This window comes from Methylobacterium sp. J-026 (genome assembly GCF_022829585.1).
GTDB lineage: Bacteria > Pseudomonadota > Alphaproteobacteria > Rhizobiales > Beijerinckiaceae > Methylobacterium.
The window spans coordinates 17,164-37,939 of record NZ_JAKSYC010000322.1; the positions used below are offsets into that span (position 1 = coordinate 17,164).

Annotated in this window: 18 protein-coding genes and 1 riboswitch; of the genes, 7 read left to right on the forward strand and 11 right to left on the reverse strand. The window is 70.6% G+C overall.

Going from position 1 to position 20,776, the window contains the following annotated elements:
* Positions 1-51 precede the first annotated feature (51 nt).
* The 3 genes from MKK69_RS27780 to polA are packed head-to-tail and all read left to right on the forward strand — an operon-like array spanning position 52 to position 3,845.
* The gene (locus MKK69_RS27780) at positions 52-348 is read left to right on the forward strand and encodes a nucleotidyltransferase family protein (protein ID WP_243973394.1); all 297 of its coding nucleotides are present in this window, start codon (positions 52-54) and stop codon (positions 346-348) included.
* Positions 329-688 carry a DUF86 domain-containing protein gene (locus tag MKK69_RS27785; RefSeq protein ID WP_243973395.1) on the forward strand — a complete coding sequence of 120 codons (360 nt, stop codon included), beginning with the start codon at positions 329-331 and terminating at the stop codon, positions 686-688. Before MKK69_RS27780 ends, MKK69_RS27785 begins: the two co-directional genes overlap by 20 nt.
* Positions 689-710: 22 nt before the next feature.
* Entirely contained in the window at positions 711-3,845 is a 3,135-nt protein-coding gene (polA, locus tag MKK69_RS27790; protein WP_243973396.1) for a DNA polymerase I, read from the forward strand.
* Positions 3,846-4,001: 156 nt separating this feature from the next.
* Here the strand turns inward: polA and MKK69_RS27795 are convergent, their stop codons facing one another.
* Positions 4,002-6,032 (reverse strand): TonB-dependent receptor, encoded by a 2,031-nt coding sequence (locus tag MKK69_RS27795; protein WP_243973415.1) that lies wholly within the window; start codon positions 6,030-6,032, stop codon positions 4,002-4,004.
* A gap of 241 nt (positions 6,033-6,273) precedes the next feature.
* Positions 6,274-6,472: riboswitch (cobalamin riboswitch) on the reverse strand.
* A 514-nt stretch (positions 6,473-6,986) separates the two neighbouring features.
* Between MKK69_RS27795 and MKK69_RS27800 the strand changes: the two genes are divergently transcribed.
* A complete protein-coding gene (locus MKK69_RS27800) occupies positions 6,987-9,074 on the forward strand; it encodes a hybrid sensor histidine kinase/response regulator (protein ID WP_243973416.1) in 2,088 nt (695 codons plus the stop codon).
* Between the two features lie 55 nt (positions 9,075-9,129).
* Positions 9,130-10,101 carry an NADPH:quinone oxidoreductase family protein gene (locus MKK69_RS27805; protein ID WP_243973397.1) on the forward strand — a complete coding sequence of 324 codons (972 nt, stop codon included), beginning with the start codon at positions 9,130-9,132 and terminating at the stop codon, positions 10,099-10,101.
* Positions 10,102-10,105: 4 nt separating this feature from the next.
* Here MKK69_RS27805 and MKK69_RS27810 read toward each other — a convergent pair whose 3' ends face one another.
* The 7 genes from MKK69_RS27810 to MKK69_RS27840 form a co-directional block, all read right to left on the reverse strand.
* Positions 10,106-11,119 (reverse strand): adenosine kinase, encoded by a 1,014-nt coding sequence (locus MKK69_RS27810; protein ID WP_243973398.1) that lies wholly within the window; start codon positions 11,117-11,119, stop codon positions 10,106-10,108.
* 52 nt (positions 11,120-11,171) lie between these two features.
* Positions 11,172-11,339 (reverse strand): hypothetical protein, encoded by a 168-nt coding sequence (locus MKK69_RS27815; RefSeq protein WP_243973399.1) that lies wholly within the window; start codon positions 11,337-11,339, stop codon positions 11,172-11,174.
* Complete coding sequence (locus MKK69_RS27820) at positions 11,339-12,748, reverse strand: MFS transporter (protein ID WP_243973400.1); 1,410 nt, start codon at positions 12,746-12,748, stop codon at positions 11,339-11,341. The genes MKK69_RS27815 and MKK69_RS27820 overlap by 1 nt, the downstream gene beginning before the upstream one ends.
* Positions 12,749-13,032: 284 nt before the next feature.
* The gene (locus MKK69_RS27825) at positions 13,033-13,962 is read right to left on the reverse strand and encodes a glutaminase (protein ID WP_243973401.1); all 930 of its coding nucleotides are present in this window, start codon (positions 13,960-13,962) and stop codon (positions 13,033-13,035) included.
* 120 nt (positions 13,963-14,082) lie between these two features.
* A complete protein-coding gene (locus tag MKK69_RS27830; RefSeq protein ID WP_243973402.1) occupies positions 14,083-15,846 on the reverse strand; it encodes an ABC transporter ATP-binding protein in 1,764 nt (587 codons plus the stop codon).
* A 258-nt stretch (positions 15,847-16,104) separates the two neighbouring features.
* Positions 16,105-17,472 carry an MFS transporter gene (locus MKK69_RS27835; protein WP_243973403.1) on the reverse strand — a complete coding sequence of 456 codons (1,368 nt, stop codon included), beginning with the start codon at positions 17,470-17,472 and terminating at the stop codon, positions 16,105-16,107.
* Complete coding sequence (locus MKK69_RS27840; protein ID WP_243973417.1) at positions 17,469-18,134, reverse strand: PRC-barrel domain-containing protein; 666 nt, start codon at positions 18,132-18,134, stop codon at positions 17,469-17,471. The genes MKK69_RS27835 and MKK69_RS27840 overlap by 4 nt, the downstream gene beginning before the upstream one ends.
* A gap of 332 nt (positions 18,135-18,466) precedes the next feature.
* Here MKK69_RS27840 and MKK69_RS27845 point away from each other — a divergent pair, with 332 nt between their 5' ends.
* Positions 18,467-18,874, forward strand: coding sequence for a hypothetical protein (locus tag MKK69_RS27845; protein ID WP_243973404.1), 408 nt, complete (start codon positions 18,467-18,469; stop codon positions 18,872-18,874).
* 46 nt (positions 18,875-18,920) lie between these two features.
* Here MKK69_RS27845 and MKK69_RS27850 read toward each other — a convergent pair whose 3' ends face one another.
* From MKK69_RS27850 to MKK69_RS31125, 3 genes are all read right to left on the reverse strand, one after another.
* The gene (locus tag MKK69_RS27850; RefSeq protein WP_243973405.1) at positions 18,921-19,355 is read right to left on the reverse strand and encodes a PRC-barrel domain-containing protein; all 435 of its coding nucleotides are present in this window, start codon (positions 19,353-19,355) and stop codon (positions 18,921-18,923) included.
* Positions 19,356-19,449: 94 nt separating this feature from the next.
* The gene (locus MKK69_RS27855) at positions 19,450-19,935 is read right to left on the reverse strand and encodes a DUF2721 domain-containing protein (protein ID WP_243973406.1); all 486 of its coding nucleotides are present in this window, start codon (positions 19,933-19,935) and stop codon (positions 19,450-19,452) included.
* A gap of 49 nt (positions 19,936-19,984) precedes the next feature.
* Complete coding sequence (locus tag MKK69_RS31125; protein WP_279598656.1) at positions 19,985-20,107, reverse strand: hypothetical protein; 123 nt, start codon at positions 20,105-20,107, stop codon at positions 19,985-19,987.
* 243 nt (positions 20,108-20,350) lie between these two features.
* Here MKK69_RS31125 and MKK69_RS27860 point away from each other — a divergent pair, with 243 nt between their 5' ends.
* Positions 20,351-20,710, forward strand: a complete 360-nt coding sequence (locus MKK69_RS27860; protein WP_243973407.1) for an SWIB/MDM2 domain-containing protein — start codon at positions 20,351-20,353, stop codon at positions 20,708-20,710.
* Positions 20,711-20,776 lie beyond the last annotated feature (66 nt).

Genomic DNA, 20,776 nt, shown 5'->3' on the forward strand with positions numbered 1-20,776 from the left:
GCGCGGTTGTGCTATGCTGGGCGGTGCCGAATCCCCTCCGGTATCGCGACGATGGACAAGCACGCCGCCCTCGACATCCTGCGCGCCAACGAGGCCGAACTGCGCCGTCGCGGGGTGCTGCACGCCGCCCTGTTCGGCTCCGTCGCCCGCGGCGAGGCGGGGCCCGACAGCGACCTCGACGTGATGATCGAGATCGACACGGAGCATGTGCGCGACGTCTTCAGCTATGTCGGCCTGTGTCGCTTCATCGGCGACCTGTTCCCGATCCCTGTCGACGTGGCGGATCGCCAGAGCCTTAAGGCGAGCGTCCGGAAGAGGGCCGAGCACGATGCCGTTCCAGCCTTCTGAGCGGGCGCTCGACGCCTGCGAGGACATCATCACCAATGCTCAATCTGCGGAAACCTTCGTGGCCGGCATGAGCTACGAGGCGTTCGTCGCGGATCTGCGCACCAACTATGCCGTCGTCCGCTGCCTGGAGATTATCTCGGAGGCCAGCCGACGCCTCACCGACGACATGCGCAGCCGTCATCCGAACGTGCCCTGGCGCGACATCGCTGCCGCGGGAAACGTGTATCGTCACGGCTATCACGGGGTGATGCTGGACAACGTCTGGCGGACCGTTCACGAGCGCTTGGCCGACCTCGTCGCGGCCTGCCGTGCCGAACTCGACCGCGTGCCCGAGCCCTGATCGCCCCGAGACGCCTGCGCCCATGACCGTCGAGACCGCCTCCGCCAATCCCAAGAAGGTCGGCCCGGGCGATCAGGTGATCCTGGTCGACGGCTCGTCGTTCATCTTCCGGGCCTATTTCCAGTCGATCAACCAGGATCAGAAGTACAATTCCCGGCCCTCGGACGGCCTGCCCACCGGGGCCGTGCGGCTGTTCTGCACCAAGATCGCGCAGTTCCTCCAGGAGGGCGCGGCCGGCACGATGCCGACCCATCTCGGCATCGTCTTCGACAAGTCCGAGGGCTCGTTCCGCAAGGAGATGTTTCCCGACTACAAGGGCCACCGCCCCGACGCCCCCGATGACCTCAAGCGCCAGATGCCGCTGATGCGCGACGCGGTGCGCGCCTTCGGCCTGCACGCCGTGGAGCTGGAGCGCTACGAGGCGGACGACCTGATCGCCACCTATACGCGGCAGGCGGAGGCGCGGGGCGCGGGCGTCATCATCGTCTCCTCCGACAAGGACCTGATGCAGCTCGTCGGGCCGCAGGTGCGGTTCTACGATTTCGAATCCGGCGCCAAGGGCAAGCCCGGCTACCGGCCCGAGCGCAACCTCGACGTCGAGGCGATCATCGCCAAGTGGGAGGGGCTGCAGCCGAACCAGATCGGCGACGCCCTGGCGCTGATCGGCGACACCTCCGACAACGTCCCGGGCGTCCCCGGCATCGGCCTGAAGACCGCGGCGGCGCTGATCAAGGAATTCGGCAGCCTGGAGGCGCTGCTGGAACGGGCGGGCGAGATCAAGCAGCCCAAGCGCCGGGAGACCCTGCTCGCCAGCATCGATCAGGCGCGGCTCTCGCGCAGGCTGGTGGCGCTGATGGAGGACGTGCCGGTCCCGGTCGATCTGGACGATCTCGGCGTGCCCGAGCCCGACCCGCAAAAACTCGTCGGCTTCCTGAAGGCGATGGAGTTCAACACGCTCACCCGCCGCATCGCCCAGATGCTGCATGTCGACCCCGAGGCGGTGAAGCCCGATCCGCGGCTCCTGCCCGGTGCCCGCCCCCCCGCCAACGGCGACGCGGTGCCGTTCTTCGGTGATCCCGTGCCGCCCGATCCCGAGACCGCGGCGGCCGGGGCCGAGCGCCCGCCGGGCGCCGCCCCGCCGGAGGGTGGCGAGGTCGACCCGTTCGCCGATCTCGACCTGCCCGACGCCCCGGCCAAGCCCCGGGCCCCGGTCGAGGCGACCCCCGGCAACGTGGTCGCGGCCCGGGCCGCGGAGGCGGTGGCGCCGTTCGACACCGCCGCCTACGAGACCGTCGCCAGCCTGGAGCAGCTCGACGCCTGGATTGCCGAGGCCCAGGAGGCCGGGGTGATCGCGGTCGACACCGAGACCGACGCTCTCGACGCCCACAAGGCCGGGCTCGTCGGCGTCTCGCTGGCCACCGCCACCGGCCGCGCCTGCTACATCCCGCTGGCGCATGTGCAGACCGCCAAGATCCAGGCCGATGCCACCGACCTGTTCGGCGAGGGCGCGACCTCCTCCGACGTGGCCGAGCCGGTGCCCGGGCAGATCCCGCTGAAGGCGGCGATCGCCCGGCTGAAGCCGCTCCTGGAGGATCCGGGCGTCCTGAAGGTCGGCCAGAACCTGAAATACGATTGGGTCGTGCTCGCCCGCTACGGCATCGAGATCGCGCCGTTCGACGACACGATGCTGATCTCCTACGTGCTCGACGCCGGCAAGGGCGGCCACGGCATGGACGAGCTCGCCCGCCGCCATCTCGGCCACCAGCCGATCACCTTCTCCGACGTGGCCGGCACGGGCCGCAACAAGGTGAGTTTCGACCGGGTCGCCATCGACAGGGCCACCGCCTACGCGGCCGAGGATGCGGACGTGACGCTGCGCCTGTGGCGGATGATGAAGCCGCGCCTCGTCGCCGAGCGCCGGGTCGCCGTCTACGAGACCCTGGAGCGACCGCTCCTGCCGGTGATCGCCCGGATGGAGCAGCGCGGCATCCGGGTCGACCGCGAGATGCTGAGCCGCCTCTCGGGCGATTTCTCGCAGATCCTCGTGCGCCTGGAGGAGGAGATCCAGGACGATGCCGGCGAAAAGTTCTCCGTCGGCTCGCCGAAGCAGATCGGCGATATTCTTTTCGGAAAAATGGGTCTGCCGGGGGCCAAGAAGACGCCCTCCGGGCAATGGGCGACGCCCGCGACCCTGCTGGAGGAACTGGCCCAGGCCGGGCACGAACTCCCCAAAAAGATCCTGGAGTGGCGCCAGCTCGCGAAGCTGAAATCCACCTACACGGATTCGCTTCAGACCCATGCCGACCGGGAGACGGCGCGGGTCCACACCTCGTTCTCCCTGGCGGCGACCACGACGGGGCGGCTGTCCTCGTCCGAGCCGAACCTCCAGAACATCCCGATCCGCACCGAGGAGGGCCGGCGCATCCGCCGGGCCTTCGTGGCGGCCCCCGGCAACCGGCTGATCTCAGCGGATTACTCGCAGATCGAGTTGCGGTTGCTCGCCCACATGGCCGACATCCCGGAGCTGCGGAAGGCGTTCGCGGACGGGATCGACATCCACGCGGCGACAGCCAGCGCGATGTTCGGCGTGTCGCTCAAGGATATGACCCCCGACCTGCGGCGGCGGGCCAAGACGATCAATTTCGGCATCATCTACGGCATCTCGGCCTTCGGCCTCGCCGACCGGCTCGGCATCGGCCGGGAGGAGGCGTCGGCGTTCATCAAGCAGTATTTCGAGCAGTTCCCGGGCATCCGCGACTACATCGACACGACCAAAAAGATTTGCCGGGACAAGGGCTACGTCACGACCCTGTTCGGCCGGGTCTGCCACTATCCGCAGATCCGCTCCAACAACCCGTCCGAGCGCGCCAGCGTCGAGCGGCAGGCGATCAACGCGCCGATCCAGGGCTCGGCCGCCGACATCATCCGCCGGGCAATGACCCGGATGGAGGCGGCGCTGGCGGCGGCCAAACTCGACGTGCGGATGCTGCTGCAGGTCCACGACGAGCTGGTCTTCGAGACCGCGGAGGACGAGGTCGACCGGGCGATCCCGATCATCGCCAGCGTGATGGAGGAGGCGCCGGCCCCGGCCCTGACGCTCCGGGTGCCGCTGGTGGTGGAGGCCAAGGCGGCGGGGAACTGGCAGGAGGCGCACTAGAGTTGGAATGTAACCAGCTTGGCCTTAGCGATGTCCGAGAAGGGGGATTTCCGCCGGTCCGCTTTCGGGCGGCAACGCAAAGGAGCGGACGTCATTGCTGCGCCCGCTCCCGACCCAAAGGCGGCATTCCGAATGTCCGGATGCAGGCGGGTGAGATCAGAACCGACCCGCGATTGTCAGGCGCACGGCGGTGGGCTCCACCGGGTGGAAGACGCGGTCGATCAGCCCCTCCGTGGGCTCGCCCGGCAGGCGCGAGACGTAGGCGTAGGTGATCTGGTCAGACTTGCTGTTCGTCAGGTTCAGCACGTCCAGCGAGACGCTGATGCCATTCTCGAAGTTGTAGCCGACCCGGCCGTTGAACAGCGCGGTCGGCCGCGAGCGGATGGAGTTGTCCTCGATCAGCGGCCGCGGTCCGAAATACCGGAACCGCAGCGAGCCGAACCAGCCGAGCGGTTCGCCGAAGGTGAGGCCCGCCGACGCGATCGTGGTGGGCGCCTCCGGCACCCGGTTACCGGCCGGATCGTAGTCGGAAAAGCGGGCGTTGGTGATCGTCAGGTCGCCCTCCAGTTGCAGCCAGGGCGTCACCGCGTAGCGGTTCGTCCATTCCACGCCGAAGCGCCGGGTTGGGCGGCTTGGCTCCGTCGTGCCGGTATCGCCCTGGAACAGGTTCTCCGAGGCGAAATCGAGCCGGAACAGCGCGAGGCTCGTCTCCAGCCCGGCGATCGAGCGGTTGCGCAGGCCGATCTCGTAGCCGGTCGAGGGCACCAGGAACGGCGAGCGGGTGGTGTTGAACAGCGAACTCGTCGGGTCGACCGTGGCGGTCACGCCGCGCACGTCGTTCGAGTGGAAGCCGCCGCCGTAATTCACGTAGAGCTCGGTGTCGAACCATGGTCCGAGGGTCAGGCCGAGCTTCGGGTTGACGATACCGTCGCGCGCTCGACCGGAATTGGCCGGCGTGTCCGAGACGACGCTCGCGTAGTAGCCATCGGCGCGGAAGCCGACACTGGTGCGCAACCAGTCGGTCCAGCGCACCCGGTTGTCGAAGTAGAAGGCGCCGCTCGTCTCCAGCACGCGGTCATCGAGCACGCCGGAGCGGTATTGCCGGTTCGTGGTGTTGAATAGGCCGACCCGGATGCTGTCGGTCCGCGTCTGCACGCCGATCTCGTTCTCCATCGGCAGCCCGAACAGATCGCCCTGGAAGATGTGCAGCGCCTCGCCGCCGCCGATGATGCGCTGGTCGAGCTGGTGGAACTGGTCGCCGTTGACCGGGTCGTTCAGGAAATAGGTGAAGTCGTTGAACAGGTTGAGTTGTGAGCGGATCACGTAGGCCGAGGCCCGCGTCACGCCGGTGTCGTCCGTCGCGCTGAACTTGCCCGAGAGCGAGACGCGCGAGGTATCGCCGCCGTCCGTAGGGTTGATCGTGCCGTAGCGGCCGATCAGCCCCTCGGTGACCGCGCGCTCGGGGATCTGGTTGGTCGCGGTCCAGCGGGCCGCATAGGCCATGCTGGTGACCGAGAAGCCGTCGAGCGGCGTGCCCTGGCTGTAGCGGGCGACCCCGTTGATCTTGCGCAGCGCGTCCGGGACGACCCACGGCCCATCGTAGACCTGCGCCTCGCCAGCCAGGAGCAGGTTGCCCTCGGCCAGCGGCACGGTGGTGATCGACAGGGCGCGCTTGTAGCCGAAGCTGCCGATCGAGGTCAGCGCGACGTTCTTGGCGGTCGTATCGAGGTAGTCGATCCGGACCGAGCCCGCGGAGGCGAAGTCGCCGTCGCGCACGAAGTATGGCCCCTTGTGGAACTCCACGGCGCCGACGAGTTCGGGGATCAGGAAGTTGATGTCGGCGTAGCCCTGGCCGTGGGCATGGGTGCGCATGTTGAGCGGCATGCCGTCTAGGAACAGGGCGATATCGGTGCCGTGGTCGAGGTTGAAGCCGCGCAGGAAGAACTGGTTGGCTTTGCCCTCACCGGAGTGCTGGGTGACGATCAGGCCCGGCACCGCCTCCAGCACCTCACCGGGGCGGGTCACGGGGCGGCTGTTGAGCTGCGCACCCGTGATGACGCCGGAACTGGCGGCGGTCACGGGCGTGCTGATCCCGCCGATGCCGGTCGTCCCCCCGACGTAGCCTGCGCTGGCAGATGGACCGGCCTGCGGTGACGCCGCTGCCGCGGTCTCCGCGGTGACCGAGATCTCCTCCAGCGTCGTTTCGGTGGTTGCGGCACTGGGAATGGATCGGTCTTGAGCTACAGCCGCTGACGCTAGGACAGCGAGGCTGACGCCCGACAGGGTCGCGAGCGTTCGGGTGGTCGGACGATGAGACACGGGACCTCGGGCGACGGCAGTGGCACGTCACCGCGAATGAAGCCTCGCCGATCGCGCACGGGCACGAGCGTCTCGGCACCCGCCAGGACACCCCGCCCGGCGCGTTTCGCGTGTGACCACGGCTGACGGCAGGTCTCCTGGCTCGCGGGTCGTCGCCCTCGCACCGTCTTCCCGGATGAGGCTCATCCAGTGACGCGGTGGTGCTGGGCTCGCCGCTTACAGTTGCGGGGGCAGCCGCGGCCTCGGAGCAAGCTCCTCACCGCGTTCCCTTTTGATCCCCGAGGGGAACCGTCACGGTCAGGCTAGGTGATCGGCCGACACTCGGTCAACGCGACGAGACGGGTTCCTGTGGTGTGTGCCCTTTTGGCTGCATTCCGGAAATCGCCTTTGCGAGTGGCCGATCGCTGCCGATGGGACTAGAACAGGCTCATGCCGGGGTCCGCTTCCGGATGTCGAGCCAACTTCCGCTGTCCCCCCTGAGCCGAAGTTGATTGAGGTCCGGCGAACGACTGCTTTGGAGAAACGCAAACGACGTTCCCGGCGGCTGGGTTGGGTCGCGAGCAGTCATTACATGCTTAAGCTAATTGGGTTCAGGCTTTAGGAAGCTGGTTGGATCGAAGCTCGGCCCGACCGTCTTTGCGAGCGGCGCGAAGCCATCCAGTCGGCGCCACGCTCACGAAGGTCCCGCTGCCCTAAGTTGCCTCGCTCCGCTCGCAAAGACGGCGTTCTGTAACGACGTCCTCGAACCGCGAGCGGCATCTTGGAGATGCCGCCAAAGGCAGTCATACGCCGTACGCCCATGACATGCTGCATTCCGAACTCGTGACCGACCCCCTCTCCTTCCTCGCCGGCGGCGGCGAAGCGGCGCGCATGATCCGCGCGCGCGACTGGACCGGCCACCCCCTCGGCCCCCCGGAGACCTGGCCGGCGGAGTTCCGGGCGGCGCTCTCGCTCGTGCTCAACTCGCCGGAATCGATGATCCTGGCCTGGGGGCCCGATCTCCATTTCTTCTTCAACGACACCTACTTCCCGCTGCTGGGGCCACGGCTGCCCTGGGCCATGGGGGCGCGGTTCGACGCCGTCTGGGCCGATGCCTGGGAGCAGGCCGGGCCGATCATCGCGGCCGCCCTGGAGGGCCGGCCGGAGCGGTTCGTCGACCTGCCGTGGCAGCTCGACACCGACCGGGGTGCCCGGGAGACGTGGTGGACCTTCTCGTATTCGCGGGTGCTCGATGCCGCGGGCGGTGTCGCCGGGCTGTTCATCCTCACCAACGAGACCACCGGGCGGGTGCTGGCCGACGCCGCCCTCACCGAGAGCCGGGCCCAGCTCGAGACCGCGCTTGCGGAACTCGGCAGCCTCAACGCCACCCTGGCGCAGCAGGTCGCGGAGCGGACCGCCGACCGCAACGCCCTGTGGACGCTCTCCTCCGACATGATGCTCCGCTGCCTGTTCGACGGCACGATCACCGCAGTGAACCCGGCCTGGACCGAGGTGCTGGGCTGGGGCGCGGACGCCCTCGTCGGCACCAAGCTGATCGACTTCGTCCACCCGGACGATCTGGCGCGCACGATCGCGGGGGCGGAGCAGCTCTCGGCGGGCGAGCGCCTCGCGCGCTTCGACAACCGCTACCGCCACCGGGACGGCAGCTACCGCTGGATCAGCTGGGCGGCCCGGCCCGGCGACGGCGTGATCAACGCGGTCGGGCGCGACTTCACCGCCGAGCGCGAGCGCGCCGACGCCCTGGCGGCCGCCGAGGAGGCCCTGCGGCAATCGCAGAAGATGGAGGCGGTGGGCCAGCTCACCGGCGGCCTCGCCCACGATTTCAACAACCTGCTGGCCGGCATCTCCGGCTCGCTGGAGCTGATCCAGACCCGGCTCAGCCAGGGCCGGATGATGGATGTCGACCGCTACATCAACGCGGCCCAGGGCGCGTCCAAGCGCGCCGCCGCCCTGACGCACCGGCTGCTCGCCTTCTCGCGCCGCCAGACCCTCGACCCGAAGCCCACCGACGTGAACCGCCTCGTCGCCGGCATGGAGGAGCTGATCCGGCGCACCGTGGGACCGGCGGTGGTCGTTGAGGTGATCGCCGCCCCCGGCCTGTGGCTGACCCTGGTCGACCCGCCGCAGCTCGAGAACGCGCTGCTCAACCTGTGCATCAACGCCCGGGACGCGATGCCCGAGGGCGGGCGCATCACCATCGAGACCGCCAATGCCCGGCTGGACGCGCCCGCCGCCCGGCACCACGACATGCCGCCGGGGCCGTATCTCTCGCTCTGCGTCGCCGATACCGGCACCGGCATGGCGCCGGAGATCGTCGACCGGGTGTTCGAGCCGTTCTTCACCACCAAGCCGCTGGGGCAGGGCACCGGCCTCGGCCTGTCGATGATCTACGGCTTCGCGCAGCAATCGGGCGGCCAGGTGCGGATCGTCTCGGAGGTCGGCCGGGGCACCACGGTCTGCCTCCACCTGCCCCGCCACGCCGGCGCGGTGCCGGAGGAGGAGGCGCACGCGGCGATCGGCGCACCGCCCCGCGCCGCGCCGGGGGAGACCGTCCTGGTCGTCGACGACGAGCCCACCGTCCGGATGCTGGTGACGGAGGTGCTGGAGGATCTCGGCTACACGGCGATCGAGGCCGCCGACGGGGGCGCCGGCCTCAAGGTCCTGCAATCGGACGTGCGCATCGACCTGCTGGTCACCGATGTCGGGCTGCCCGGCGGCATGAACGGCCGCCAGATGGCCGAGGCCGGCCGGGAGAAGCGCCCGGGGCTCAAGGTGCTGTTCATCACCGGCTACGCGGAGGCGACGGTGCTCGGCAGCGGCCAGCTCGCCCCCGGCATGCAGGTGATCACCAAGCCGTTCGTGGTCGAGGTGCTGGGGGCGCGCATCCGCGAGATGATCGGGACGGCTTGACCGCGCGGCCGGATCGGGCCTCATCGGCACGAAAGGCCGGGGAGGAGAGAACGCGATGCGGGCGCTGCTGTGCACGAGGCTCGACGGGCCGGAGCATCTGGAGATCGCCGCGCGGCCCGATCCGGTCCCGGGGCCCGGGCAGGCCCTGGTGCGGATCCGGCTGGCGGCGCTGAACTTCTTCGACACGCTGATCGTGGCCGGGCGCTACCAGGTGAAGCCGCCGCTGCCGTTCTCGCCGGGCGGCGAAGGGGTCGGCGTGGTCGAGGCGCTGGGGGAGGGGGCCTCCGGCGTCGCCGTGGGCGACCGGGTGATCGTCCATGCCGGGCACGGCTGCTGCGCCGAGCGGATCGCGATCGATGCCGGCCGGCTCACGCCGGTGCCGGACGGGGTGCCGGACGAACAGGCGGCCGGGCTCACCATCACCTACGGCACCTCGCTCCATGCGCTGGCCAACCGGGCGTGCCTGCAGCCCGGGGAGTGGCTCGCGGTGCTCGGCGCCTCCGGGGGCGTTGGCCTCGCCGCCGTGGAACTCGGACGGCTGATGGGCGCCCGGGTCATCGCCTGCGCCTCCTCGGAGGAGAAGCTCGCGGTCGCCCGGGCCCACGGGGCCGAGGCGGGCCTGGTCTACGATCCCGCGACCCTGAAGGACGACCTGCGCCGGATCTCCGGGGGCGGGGTCGACGTGGTCTACGACGCCGTCGGCGACGCCTATGCGGAGCCGGCCCTGCGGGCGCTTGGCTGGCGCGGGCGCTACCTCGTGGTCGGCTTCGCGGCCGGCGGCATCCCGCGGCTGCCGCTCAACCTGATGCTCCTGAAGGAGCTCGACGTGCAGGGCGTCCACTGGGGCGCCTTCCTGGATCGCGAGCCGGAGGCGCACCGGGCCGACCAGCGCCGGCTCCTCGACTGGGTCGCCGAGGGCAAGCTCACCGCGCAGGTGCATGGCACCTACCCCCTGGCGGAGTTCCCCGAGGCCTTCGGCCTGCTGACCCGGCGGGCGGCGGTGGGCAAGGTGCTGCTGCAGCCCTGACGCCTCAGAGCAGACCGCGCTCCCGGGCGAGGCCGACCAGATCGGCCTGCGGGCGGGCGCCGATATGCTGGATCACCTCGGCCGCCGCCAGGGCGCCGAGGCGGGCGCTGGCGACGTTGTCGAGGCCACGGGCGTGGCCGGCCAGGAAGCCGGCCGCGAACAGGTCGCCGGCCCCGGTCGTGTCCACCACCCCGTGCACCGGGCTCGCCTCGACGGCGCGAACCTCGCCGCCCTGCACCACCAGGGCGCCGTCCGCCGAGCGGGTGACGAGGCCGAGCAGGTGCCGGCCCCGGGCGTTGCGCTCGTCGCGCAGCGCCGCCACAGCGGCCTCGGGATCGTCGGTCTGGTAGAGGCTCTGGAGCTCGCCCATGTTGGCGAACAGGATGTCGACGCTGCCGTCGCGCACGAGGCCCAGGAACTCGTCCCGGTAGCGGCCGACGCAGAACGCGTCCGACAGGGTCAGCGCCACGGCGTTGCCGGCCTGGTGGGCGATCTCGGCGGCCTTGCGGAAGGCCTCCTTGGCGGCGGGCGGATCCCAGAGATAGCCTTCGAGATAGACCACCCGCGCGGAACTCACGAGGGCCTTGTCGACATCGTCCGGGCCGAGTCCCTGGCAGGCGCCGAGATAGGTGCTCATGGTGCGCTCGCCGTCCGGCGTCACCAGGATGAGGCAGCGGGCCGTGGCCGGCCCGTCCTTCGCCTCCGGGACGGTGAAGTCGACCCCGGTGGCCTTGAGGTCATGGCCGAACAGGCCGCCGAGCGCGTCGTCCCGGACCTTGCCGACGAAGCCGGTCCTGGCGCCGAGGAGCGCCGCCCCGACCGCGGTGTTCGCCCCCGAGCCGCCCGACACGATCGTGGCCTGTCCCATGGCCTGGAACAGGGCCTCCGCCCGGGGCTCGTCGATGAGCTGCATCGCGCCCTTGGTGACGCCCTGTTCGGCCAGGAAGGCGTCGTCGGCGCGGGCGATCACGTCGACGATGGCGTTGCCGAGCACGAGGAGATCGAGGGAGGCTGTCATCGGGGCGTCCTGATTGGCGTTCTCGACGCTGTGGCATCCGCCTCGGGTGGGATCAAGCCGCGGGATCTGCGGGGGGCGGCAGATCGGCGAACAGATCGGCGACGGGCAGGCGCAGGCCGGGCGGCCTCAGGTCCAGCATGCCCGCCGAGACGATATGGGTCTCGACCCCCCGCCCTTGCCCGCGGCGATGATGGATCCGGCATCGCGCGGCGGCCGGCATCACCCCGCGATCTTCTCCAGCGCCACGTCGCGGGTGCGCGGCCCGAGCAGGCCCACGAGCAGCCCGGCCACCAGCATCGCCGCGGAGATGAACAGGAACACCCCCGGGGTGCCGGCCTCGCGCAGAACGAAGGCGATGACGAACCCCGTGAAGATCGCCGAGAAGCGGCTCCAGGAATAGACGAAGCCCACCGCCCGGGCGCGGATGCCGGTGGGGAACAGTTCGGCCTGATAGGCGTGGAAACTGTACGACATCACGTTGGAGGCGAGCGTCAGCCCGATCCCCAGCGCCACGATGGCGCCGACTTCCCGGGTCCGCGCGAAGGCCAGCCCGCAGGCGATGTAGACGAGGGCGGCGGCCACGATGACGTGCTTGCGCTCGAACCGATCGGCGATGGCGAGGCCGATCAGCGGCCCGATCGGGGCGGCGAGCGCGATCAGCGCCGTGTAGGCGAGGCTTGAGGTCACCGTGATGCCCTGCGCCACCAGCAGGGTCGGCACCCAGTTGGCGAAGCCGTAGAAGCCCACCGTCTGGAAGACGTTGAAGCCCGCCATCATCAGCGCCCGGCGCCGGTAGGGCGGCCTCCACAGGTCGCGGAAGGCGCCGCGCGGATGGACCGGGTCCGGCGCCGCCGGCGGCGGCAGCGGCCGGCCGGTCTCGGCGGCGATCTGCGCCTCCAGCCTCCGCAGGATCGCCTCGGCCTCCGCCAGCCGTCCGTGCTCCACGAGCCAGCGCGGACTCTCCGGAAGGCCCGCGCGCATCCACCAGACCACGAGGGCCGCCGAGGCGCCGATCAGCACGACCCAGCGCCAGCCGTCGATGCCGAGCGGGGCCGTCGGGATCAGCAGGTAGGACAGGAACGCCACCACCGGCACCGCGGTGAAGCCGATGCCCTGACACAGGGCGAAGGCGCGGCCGCGGATCGCCTTCGGCACCAGTTCCGAGAGGTAGCTGCCGATCGTCACCATCTCCAGGCCGAGGCCGATCCCGGCGACGAGCCGCCAAAGGTTGAGCCCGAACGCCTCGGTCTGGCAGGCCATCGCGACATTGGCCGCCGTGTAGGCGAGGAGCGACCCCGTGAAGATCGCCCGGCGCCCGAACCGGTCGGCGAGCCAGCCGCACGCCAGGGTGCCGATGAACAGCCCGGTGAACAGGGCGGCCACGAAGCTCGCGACCCCGCTCGCCCCGAACAGGCCGGGCGTGGTCGGCGTGAGGATCCCGGCCCTCACCAGCCCCGGGGCGACGTAGCCGGTGAACAGCAGGTCGTAGAGTTCGAAGAAGAAGCCGAGGCCCAGCAGCGCCACGAGGCGCCAGATCGTCCGCGTCGCGGGCAGGCGGTCCAGGCGGGCGAGGAGGGTGCCGGGATCGAGATCGCTGGCCGACACCCGTGCCGCCGTGATCGTCGCCATGGTGCCACGTCCCCCTCAGGCGCCGGATCGACGCCCCGGCGCAGTGCCGCGGAACCCTCCGCGGCGCAAGCTGCGCCTCAGAGCCTGCTTGACTGCGCGGTTGCCATCGCGTGCCGGTCTTGACCGAGGTGTCTCCCGTCTCGGCCGCATCCTGAGATGCTGCGCAGCGCCTCGAAGGCGGCCTCCAGGGATCGCGCGGCGGGCGGGAGACCTCTTATCGAGGTCGCCGCTCCGCTACGCCACCTCAGGATGCGGTCGAAACGAGAGACCGGTCAAACCGGCCCTCAGACCCCGAACACCGACCAGCCCATCCGCTGGGTCAGCTGCTCCAGGGCGACGCGGCCGAGATGGGAATTGCCCGCCGTGTCGAGGCCCGGGGCCCAGACGGCGATCGAGGCCTTGCCGGGCGCCACCGCCAGGATGCCGCCGCCGACGCCGCTCTTGCCGGGCAGGCCGACCCGGTAGGCGAACTCCCCCGAGCCGTCGTAATGGCCGCAGGTCAGCATGATCGCGTTGATGCGGCGCGCCCGCTCCGCCGAGACCACCGAATGGCCGGTCGCCGGGTTGCGGCCGTTATGGGCCAGGAACCGCCCGGCCGTGGCGAGCTGGCGGCAGTTCATCGCGATGGCGCAGTGGTGGAAATAGACGCCCAGCGTGTAGTCCACCGGGTTCTCGATGACCCCGAAGGACTTCATGTAGTTGGCGAGCGCGGTGTTGCGGAAGCCGGTGCGCTTCTCCGAGGCCGCCACCCGCTCGTCGATGGCGATGGTGGGATCCTGGGCCAGGAACTGCAGGAAGCGCAGGATCTCGCCCAGGGCCTCGCGGGGCTCGTGGCCGGAGAGGATCAGGTCGGTCACCGCGATGGCGCCGGCGTTGATGAAGGGGTTGCGCGGCACCCCGCGCTCCCGCTCCAGCTGGACGATGGAGTTGAACGGGTTGCCCGACGGCTCCCGCCCGACCCGCCGCCACAGCCGGTCGCCGACCATGCCGAGCGCCAGGGTCAGGGTGAAGACCTTGGAGACGCTCTGGATCGAGAACGGCGTCTCGCTGTCGCCGCCGGTGAAGACCTGCCCCTCGCCGTCGATCACCGCGATGCCGAACTGGTTCGGGTCGATGCCGGCGAGTTCGGGGATGTAGTCGGCGACCGCGCCCCGGTCGGGACGCTGGGCCATCTCCTCGGAGATGTCCCGGATGACGAGGGCGAGGTCGGGCACGGTCGGGCTCGGGCGGCGAGAGGCAACGGCCGCGGCGGATCCGGGCCGGCTTGCGGTCGTCTCGGACGATGCAAGGTCCGGTCCGGCCGTCGCGCGGGGAGGGGCCCGGATCGGCCGCCCTCAGGCGGCCGCGAGCGCTCCGGTCATGGATTCCTTCTTCATCAGCTCCCGGAAGAAGCCGTCGAGATGGGTCAGCTTGTCGGGCGACCCGTCCTGGATGATGCGGCCGCCTTCCAGCACGACGATCCGGTCGAAATCCTGCAGCGTCGAGAGACGGTGGGCGATGGCGATGACCGTCCGGCCCGTCATCAGGTTGGCGAGCGCGTGCCGGATCGCCTGCTCGGATTCCGCATCGAGGGCGGAGGTCGCCTCGTCGAGGAGCAGGATCGGCGAGTTCTTGAGGATCGCCCGGGCGATGGCGATGCGCTGGCGCTGGCCGCCCGAGAGCTTGACACCGCGGTCACCCACGATCGTGTCGAAGCCCTCTGGCAGGGCCTTGATGAAATCCGTGCAATGGGCCGCCTCGGCCGCCTGCCAGACCTCGTCGTCGGTGGCGTCGGGCCTGCCGTAGCGGATGTTCTCGCGCAGGGAGCGGTGGAACATCGAGACGTCCTGGGGCACCACCGTGATCGCCTCGCGCAGGGAGTCCTGCGTCACCCGCTCGATCTTCTGGCCGTTGATGCGGATCGCCCCGCTCTGCACGTCGTAGAAGCGCTGCAGCAGCGAGAACAGGGTCGACTTGCCGCCCCCCGACTTGCCGACGAGGCCGACCTTCTCGCCGGGCTCGATGACGAGATCGAAATCCGTGAAGACCGGGCGTCCGTCCGGGTAATTGAAGGCGACGTGGTCGAACGCGATCCTCGCGCCCTGGCCGGTGAGCGGCTCGGCCTCCGGATGGTCGACGAGGTCGTGGGGCTGGAGCAGCGTGTGCAGGGCTTCGGCCAGGCGGGCGGTGTGCTGCGTCGCGTCCACCAGGGCGACCGCGAGGTCGCGGGTGGCGGCGAGGATGCGGATGCCGAGGGTGCAGACCAGCACGACCTGGCCGTTGGTCGCTTGGCCGGACTCCCACATCTGGATCGCCCAGTAGAGCAGGCCGAACACGGCGAGCACGGTAAGCACCGCGTGCACGATCCGCAGCTTCTCCAGATAGAGCAGCGACGAGCGGCGGGCCCGCATCTCGGTGCCGATCGTGCCCTCGAAGCGCTGGCCCTCGCGCTTGAAGGCCGAGAAGGCGCGCACCAGCGACATGTTGCCGACGAGATCGACCATCTCGCCGTCCACGGAGGCCGCCTTGGCGGCGAAGTCGTGGTGCAGCGGCTTGCCAGCCGAGGCCATCTTGAACATCAGCACGACGACCGCGCCGAACACGCCCGCCAGGATCCCCGCCATCGTGGTGTTGACCGTGGCGATGTAGCCGATCGACCCGAAGGCCGCGACGGTGGGCGGCATCACGTTGAACACGAACATGTTCTCGACCGTGAAGATCGCGTTCGAGGTCGCCGTGATGCGCGACGCCAGGGTGCCGGGCTGGCGGTCCGAGAAGAAGGTCGGGGAATGGCCGGTCATGTGCCGGAACAGGTCGCGGCGGATGTCGCCGGTCACGCCCACGAAGGTGAAGGCGCCGGTCAGCGCCGCGACGCGCCACAGCATGTTGTCGGCGGCGATGAAGGCGATCAGGACCGTGAGCGCGCTCCACACCACGGTGTTGCCCGGCCCCTTGGTCAGGGCGTCGACCACGCCCTTGAGCGCGTAATCGGTGGAGACCGAGAAGCCCACGGCGCCGAGCACCGAGACCAGGATCACCAGGTGGGGCAGCCAGCGGCGGCGGAGATACCGCCCGACGAAGGCGAACGGCCTGTCGGCGTATCGGTGCAGCTCTTCCATCGCGGTGACCATTCCGTATTCGCGCGGCTTTGGCTTACGGGCAAGGCGGAGTGCAGCGCGGGCGCAGTCGAACCCGCAGCGGCAACGCGAGAGCGTTGCCATATGTTGCACCAGGCCGCACCTCCCGTGCGCTTTTATCCGTCAAACCTGAACGCCGCTTGAGCGGCCGGGAAACACCCAAGCGAATCCGGTGCCGCAGGCCTTCAGACTGGGTCGCGCGGGCGGACCGCGCTGAGTCAGGCGCATCAGGGTCCGGTATCAGGCCGCGGTCTCCGTCTGACGGGTCTCGGGCATGATCAGCGCCACCAGCAGGAAGGCCGCGAAGCCCATGCAGGCGAGCCCCAGGAAGGCGCTGTGGCTGCCGAGGCGGTCGGCCATGATCCCGGCCAGGGAGGTCGAGAGGGCGGCGCCGATGCCCATGGCGGTGCCGACCGCGCCCAGCGCGAGGTTGAAGCGCCCGGTCCCGCGGGTGAGGTCCGAGACGATGAGCGGCACCATCACCCCGAGGACGGAGGCCGAGATCCCGTCGAGGACCTGCACGGCGACGAGACCGTAGGGGTTGGTCGTGTAGGCGAGCATCAGGCCGCGCACGGGGAGCGCGCCGAAGCCGAACAGCAGCACCGGGTAGCGGCCGAACCGCTCGGCCGCCCGCCCGACCGCGGGGGCGCTGACCGCCAGTACCGCCTGCGGGACCATGATGCAGGCCGCGACCAGCGCGGTCGCGGTCTCGCTCGCCCGCAGGGTCAGGACGCTGCCCACGAGGGGCAGCATCGCGGCGTTGGCCAGGAAGAACAGCACCATGCAGGCCGAGAAGCTCAGGAGCCCGCGGTTGGTCAGCAGGGCCCGGATCCCGTCCGGCCCGGCGGCGCGCGCCGCCTCGGGCCTGGCCGGCTCCTTGAGCACTGCGGGATCGATATCCCGGGCGCGGATGCGGGCGAGGGCGATCACCGCCGGGATGCCCAGGGCCGCCGTAAGGTAGAAGACCGCGCCGTTCGACAGGTAATAGCCGATGGCCCCCATCCCGGCGGCGCCCAGCGCGTTGCCCAGGGCCGCGAAGCTCGCGTTGCGGCCGAGGCGCTCCCCGGCATGGGCGCGCCCGACCAGGCCGATGCTGATCGCCGCGATGGCGGGCGTCAGCACGCAGCTCGCCCCCGAATGGATCGCCATCGCCAGAAGCACCACCGGGAAGCTCGGCCAGACCGCCAGGGCGAAGGCGCTGCCGGCGATGCCGATCACCGCCACCGCGGCGGCGAAGCGCTTCGAGCGGACGATGTCCACGAATGCCCCGCCCGGAACCTGACCGAGCAGGGCGACCAGGCTGCCCACGGTGAGGGCGAAGCCGATATCGGACTGGGTCCACTTGGCCTGCGAGAAGTAGACAGCCAGGAACGGCCCGAAGCCGGTCTGCAGGTTGGCCACGAAGAACGCGAAGGCGTCGAGGCCGTGGCGGCTCGCCGGCGAGGCCGCATGCCCGGCCACGGCGGCCCCGGTCGCCTGGGCCGGCGCGCGCGGGGGCTCGGCCGTCTGATCCTTCAGGCGCACGACACGCGCGCGGATGTCCGGCCTGGGCATCTCGCGCTCGCGATGGGAGACGACGGTTCGTACCTTCAATCGGGCCACCGTCATTTGTCCGGCGCCTTCTCCGGAGCGCCGGCGGGCGGGGTCGGGACCGTCGCCGCCGGAACCGTCGGCGCCACGGCGGGTGCCCCCGGGGCGGCCGCCGGCGCGGCGGCCTGATCGCCCTCGACCGAGGGGGCGGCCGGGCTGGCGGGGCCCAGCACCACGATCGGCTCGCCCGCCTTGTACTCGGGCGAGACGCGGACCTGGTTGCGGGTCAGCGCCACCGACAGCTTGCGCTCCTTGCCGCCGTCCGGCGTGAAGCGCAGGGCGCGCCAATCGACCGCGATCTTCCGGGTGCCGACCCCGAGGAACCCGCCGAAATCGATGATCGCGGCGCGCGGATGCCCCTCCTTGTCGATGATGATGTCGATCACCCGCCCCAGCTCGTCGCCCCCGGCGCTGCGCACGCTGCGGCCGAGCAGGCTCTCGTAATCCTGCGTGTCCAGGACGGTGGCCGGGGTGCCCTGCTGCGGCGCCGGCGTCCCCGCGGCGACGGGCGGGGTCGGCGCCGGGGCCGCGGGAGCGACCGGGGCCGGACTCGCCGGAGGGGCCGGACTCGCCGCAGGGGCCTGCGGCGGGGCTTGGCCGGACGCGCCGTCGCTCCCGCTGGGCTGGACCTGCGCCGCGGCTCCCGACGCCCAGAGGGCGAGCGTCACGGCCGCGATCATCCGGTTGGTTCTGAACACGCGTCGTCCTCTGAGGAAAGGCCGGGCCGAGCCGGTACGCCGGCGCAACCGCGACCATGTCGGCCGGGTCCGGGCCCGCCGCCGGCAGGACCCTGCCTGCGGATGGCCGTCGTGCCGCAGGACCTGGGCGAAGTTATGGACCCGGGCGGCCGGGCCGCAAGGTCCGGGCCGGCCTGCGCGCGGGGGCGCCCGACGGGAGACACGGAACCGGCGGCAGCGCGGATGTCTGGTTTTCGCCGCAACCGCGGCGTAGACAGCGGCCGATAAGCCATGCGAGCCGCGGAGACCAACGCGGCCCTTTCGAGGACTGCACGATGTCGACCCTCCCCTCGTCGCGCTGCGCCACGGTGCGCGGACTCGCGCTCGGCGTCGCCCTGGCCGGCCTCATGGCCGGCTGTCAGGCGCTCGGCGGGGGCGGCGGCGTGATGCCGGCGTCCGATGTCGGGCTCCCGCCCTCCATGCGCGGTGCCCTGCCCAACCGCGAGGCGCGCAACGCCCCGGCGGATGCCGACGGACAGCCGCTTCAGACCGCGCCGACGCGGCAGCTGGACCTCCCGAAGACCGCCGGCGGCGCGACCCGGTCCGCCGATGCGGGTGAGCGCCGCATCCGGCGCGAGGATCTCGACGGCGGCAACGGCGCGGTTGCGGGCAGCGGCAGCAGCGGCTCGATGGGGCCGATGATGGCGCCCGGCGGCTCCGTCGGCCTCGGCGGGAAGTTCTGAGCCCCCGGCGCCGGAGCAATCCGCTCCGGCACCGGCGCGCGGCCGGTCACGCCGTCGGCGCGCGCAGGCCGTAATAATCCTCGATCCGGCCGCGATAGGCCGGGTCCGCGAATCCGTCCTCGCCCGCCCCGTGGCTCGGTGCGCCGGCGAGGGCGCCCGGGTCGATATCGACCACGTAGCCCCCGAGGTCGGGGCTGTAGGTCAAAGCCTTCCACGGCAGGGGATGATGGGCCTCGCCCAGACCCAGGAAGCCCCCGAAGGCCAGCACCGCGTAGGCGACCTGCCCGGAGACCTTGTCGACCATGAAATTGTGGACGGCCCCGAGATGGCGGCCGGTATGGTCGTAGACGGCCGTTCCCTCGACCTTGTTCGAGGCGATGAGCCGGGCGGTCTCGTCGATGGCGAGCCCCTCGCCGGCGGGGTCGAGTTCCAGGGTTCCGGGCTTCCTCACGGCGCGTTCGTTGGGCAGGTCCGTCGGCATGATCACTCCCGCTCGCCGGATGCGGTACGGCCCGCATCCCGTTGATCCTGCGAACCAAGCGGGCCGAGGGCGCCGGGTTCCGCGCGGCGGGCGGTCAGGACTCGGCCGGGATGCCGGCACGGGCGCGCCGCTCGCTGACCCGGTCGCGGACGGTGCGGCTGGCGAGGAGCATCTCGAAGCCGAAGGCGACGAGGGCACACAGGGTGCACAGGATCGCCGCGCCGAACAGGCCGAACAGCAGCGTCGCCACGGTCGCGTCGCGCAGGGCTCCGACGAACAGCGTCAGCACCGCGCCGCAGGTTGCGACGCCCCCGAGGGCGGCCAGGAACACCGCGGCGTCCAGGGCCAGCGAGCGCCGGTGCAGGCGGTCGAGGCGGGCGCCTAGGCGGACGCGCTCCGCATCCCCGGCGCCGGCGAGCAGGCCGGAGACGTGCTCGGCCTGATCCGCCACCCGGGCGAGCCGCGCACCGAAGACGTTGAGCAGCGTCGCGATGCCGGACAGCAGGAAGACGGGGCTCAGGGCGACCTGGACGACATGGGCCGTGCTTTCGAGGTTCGCGGGGGTGATCGGATCGGTCATGACGCCGGGCAGATGCACCGGGTCGACCGTTCCCGCAATCCCGGGCCGCTCAGATCAGGCCGCGGCCGGGTTCCATGCCCGATGCGGCCGGCTCGGCGCGGATGCCGAGTCCGAGACCAGTGACGAGCGCGGCGGCGAGCAGAAGCGCGAGTGTGAGAGCTGGGGCGAACATGACTGTACTTCAGGCGGAAGTTTATTAAGAGCAGGTTTCGCGCGGCTCGATCCGGTGAATAATCTTCGTGAGCGTGCCGACCCGGCGCTTCCGGTGCGGTTTTCCGCGCCTGCCTTGTGGATGAGGGGCCCGCGGAGGCGATTTCCCCTTGGAACAGCAGCGGCACCGCTTAGTTGCTGCTATGCTGGCTCGGCCGTGGGGTGATCTTGCCCCGGCCTGCGGCCCGAGAACCGGAGGAAGTAGATGGCCACAAAGACCGAGAAGGCTGCGCCCAAGGCGGCCAAGACCACCAAGACTGAAGAGAAGGCCGCTCCGGCCAAGGCTGCCAAGCCCGTCGCCGCCAAGGCCGCCGGCGCCAAGCCGAACGCCCTGCAGCAGCCGCTGAAGCCCTCGGCCGAGCTCGGCGCGATCGTCGGTACCAGCCCGCTGCCGCGCGGCGAAGTGGTTAGCAAGGTGTGGGACTACATCAAGAAGCACAACCTTCAGAATCCCGAGAACAAGCGCGAGATCGTGGCCGACGACAAGCTGAAGAAGGTCTTCGGCAAGGACAAGTGCTCGATGTTCGAGATGAACAAGCATCTCGCTGCGCATCTCAAGGCCTGATCGCTCCCTAGAGCCTTGCCCGGTCGAAGGCCCGGACCTTCGGCTCTAGGAGCACACGCGTCGGCG

Coding starts and splice junctions, on each gene's coding strand:
- MKK69_RS27780 (WP_243973394.1), top strand. CDS start 52: ATGGACAAGCACGCCGCCCTCGACATCCTGCGCGCCAACGAGGCCGAA.
- MKK69_RS27785 (WP_243973395.1), top strand. CDS start 329: ATGCCGTTCCAGCCTTCTGAGCGGGCGCTCGACGCCTGCGAGGACATC.
- polA (WP_243973396.1), top strand. CDS start 711: ATGACCGTCGAGACCGCCTCCGCCAATCCCAAGAAGGTCGGCCCGGGC.
- MKK69_RS27805 (WP_243973397.1), top strand. CDS start 9,130: ATGCGGGCGCTGCTGTGCACGAGGCTCGACGGGCCGGAGCATCTGGAG.
- MKK69_RS27810 (WP_243973398.1), bottom strand. CDS start 11,119: ATGACAGCCTCCCTCGATCTCCTCGTGCTCGGCAACGCCATCGTCGAC.
- MKK69_RS27815 (WP_243973399.1), bottom strand. CDS start 11,339: ATGCCGGCCGCCGCGCGATGCCGGATCCATCATCGCCGCGGGCAAGGG.
- MKK69_RS27820 (WP_243973400.1), bottom strand. CDS start 12,748: ATGGCGACGATCACGGCGGCACGGGTGTCGGCCAGCGATCTCGATCCC.
- MKK69_RS27830 (WP_243973402.1), bottom strand. CDS start 15,846: ATGGAAGAGCTGCACCGATACGCCGACAGGCCGTTCGCCTTCGTCGGG.
- MKK69_RS27835 (WP_243973403.1), bottom strand. CDS start 17,472: ATGACGGTGGCCCGATTGAAGGTACGAACCGTCGTCTCCCATCGCGAG.
- MKK69_RS27840 (WP_243973417.1), bottom strand. CDS start 18,134: ATGATCGCGGCCGTGACGCTCGCCCTCTGGGCGTCGGGAGCCGCGGCG.
- MKK69_RS27845 (WP_243973404.1), top strand. CDS start 18,467: ATGTCGACCCTCCCCTCGTCGCGCTGCGCCACGGTGCGCGGACTCGCG.
- MKK69_RS27850 (WP_243973405.1), bottom strand. CDS start 19,355: ATGCCGACGGACCTGCCCAACGAACGCGCCGTGAGGAAGCCCGGAACC.
- MKK69_RS27855 (WP_243973406.1), bottom strand. CDS start 19,935: ATGACCGATCCGATCACCCCCGCGAACCTCGAAAGCACGGCCCATGTC.
- MKK69_RS31125 (WP_279598656.1), bottom strand. CDS start 20,107: ATGTTCGCCCCAGCTCTCACACTCGCGCTTCTGCTCGCCGCCGCGCTC.
- MKK69_RS27860 (WP_243973407.1), top strand. CDS start 20,351: ATGGCCACAAAGACCGAGAAGGCTGCGCCCAAGGCGGCCAAGACCACC.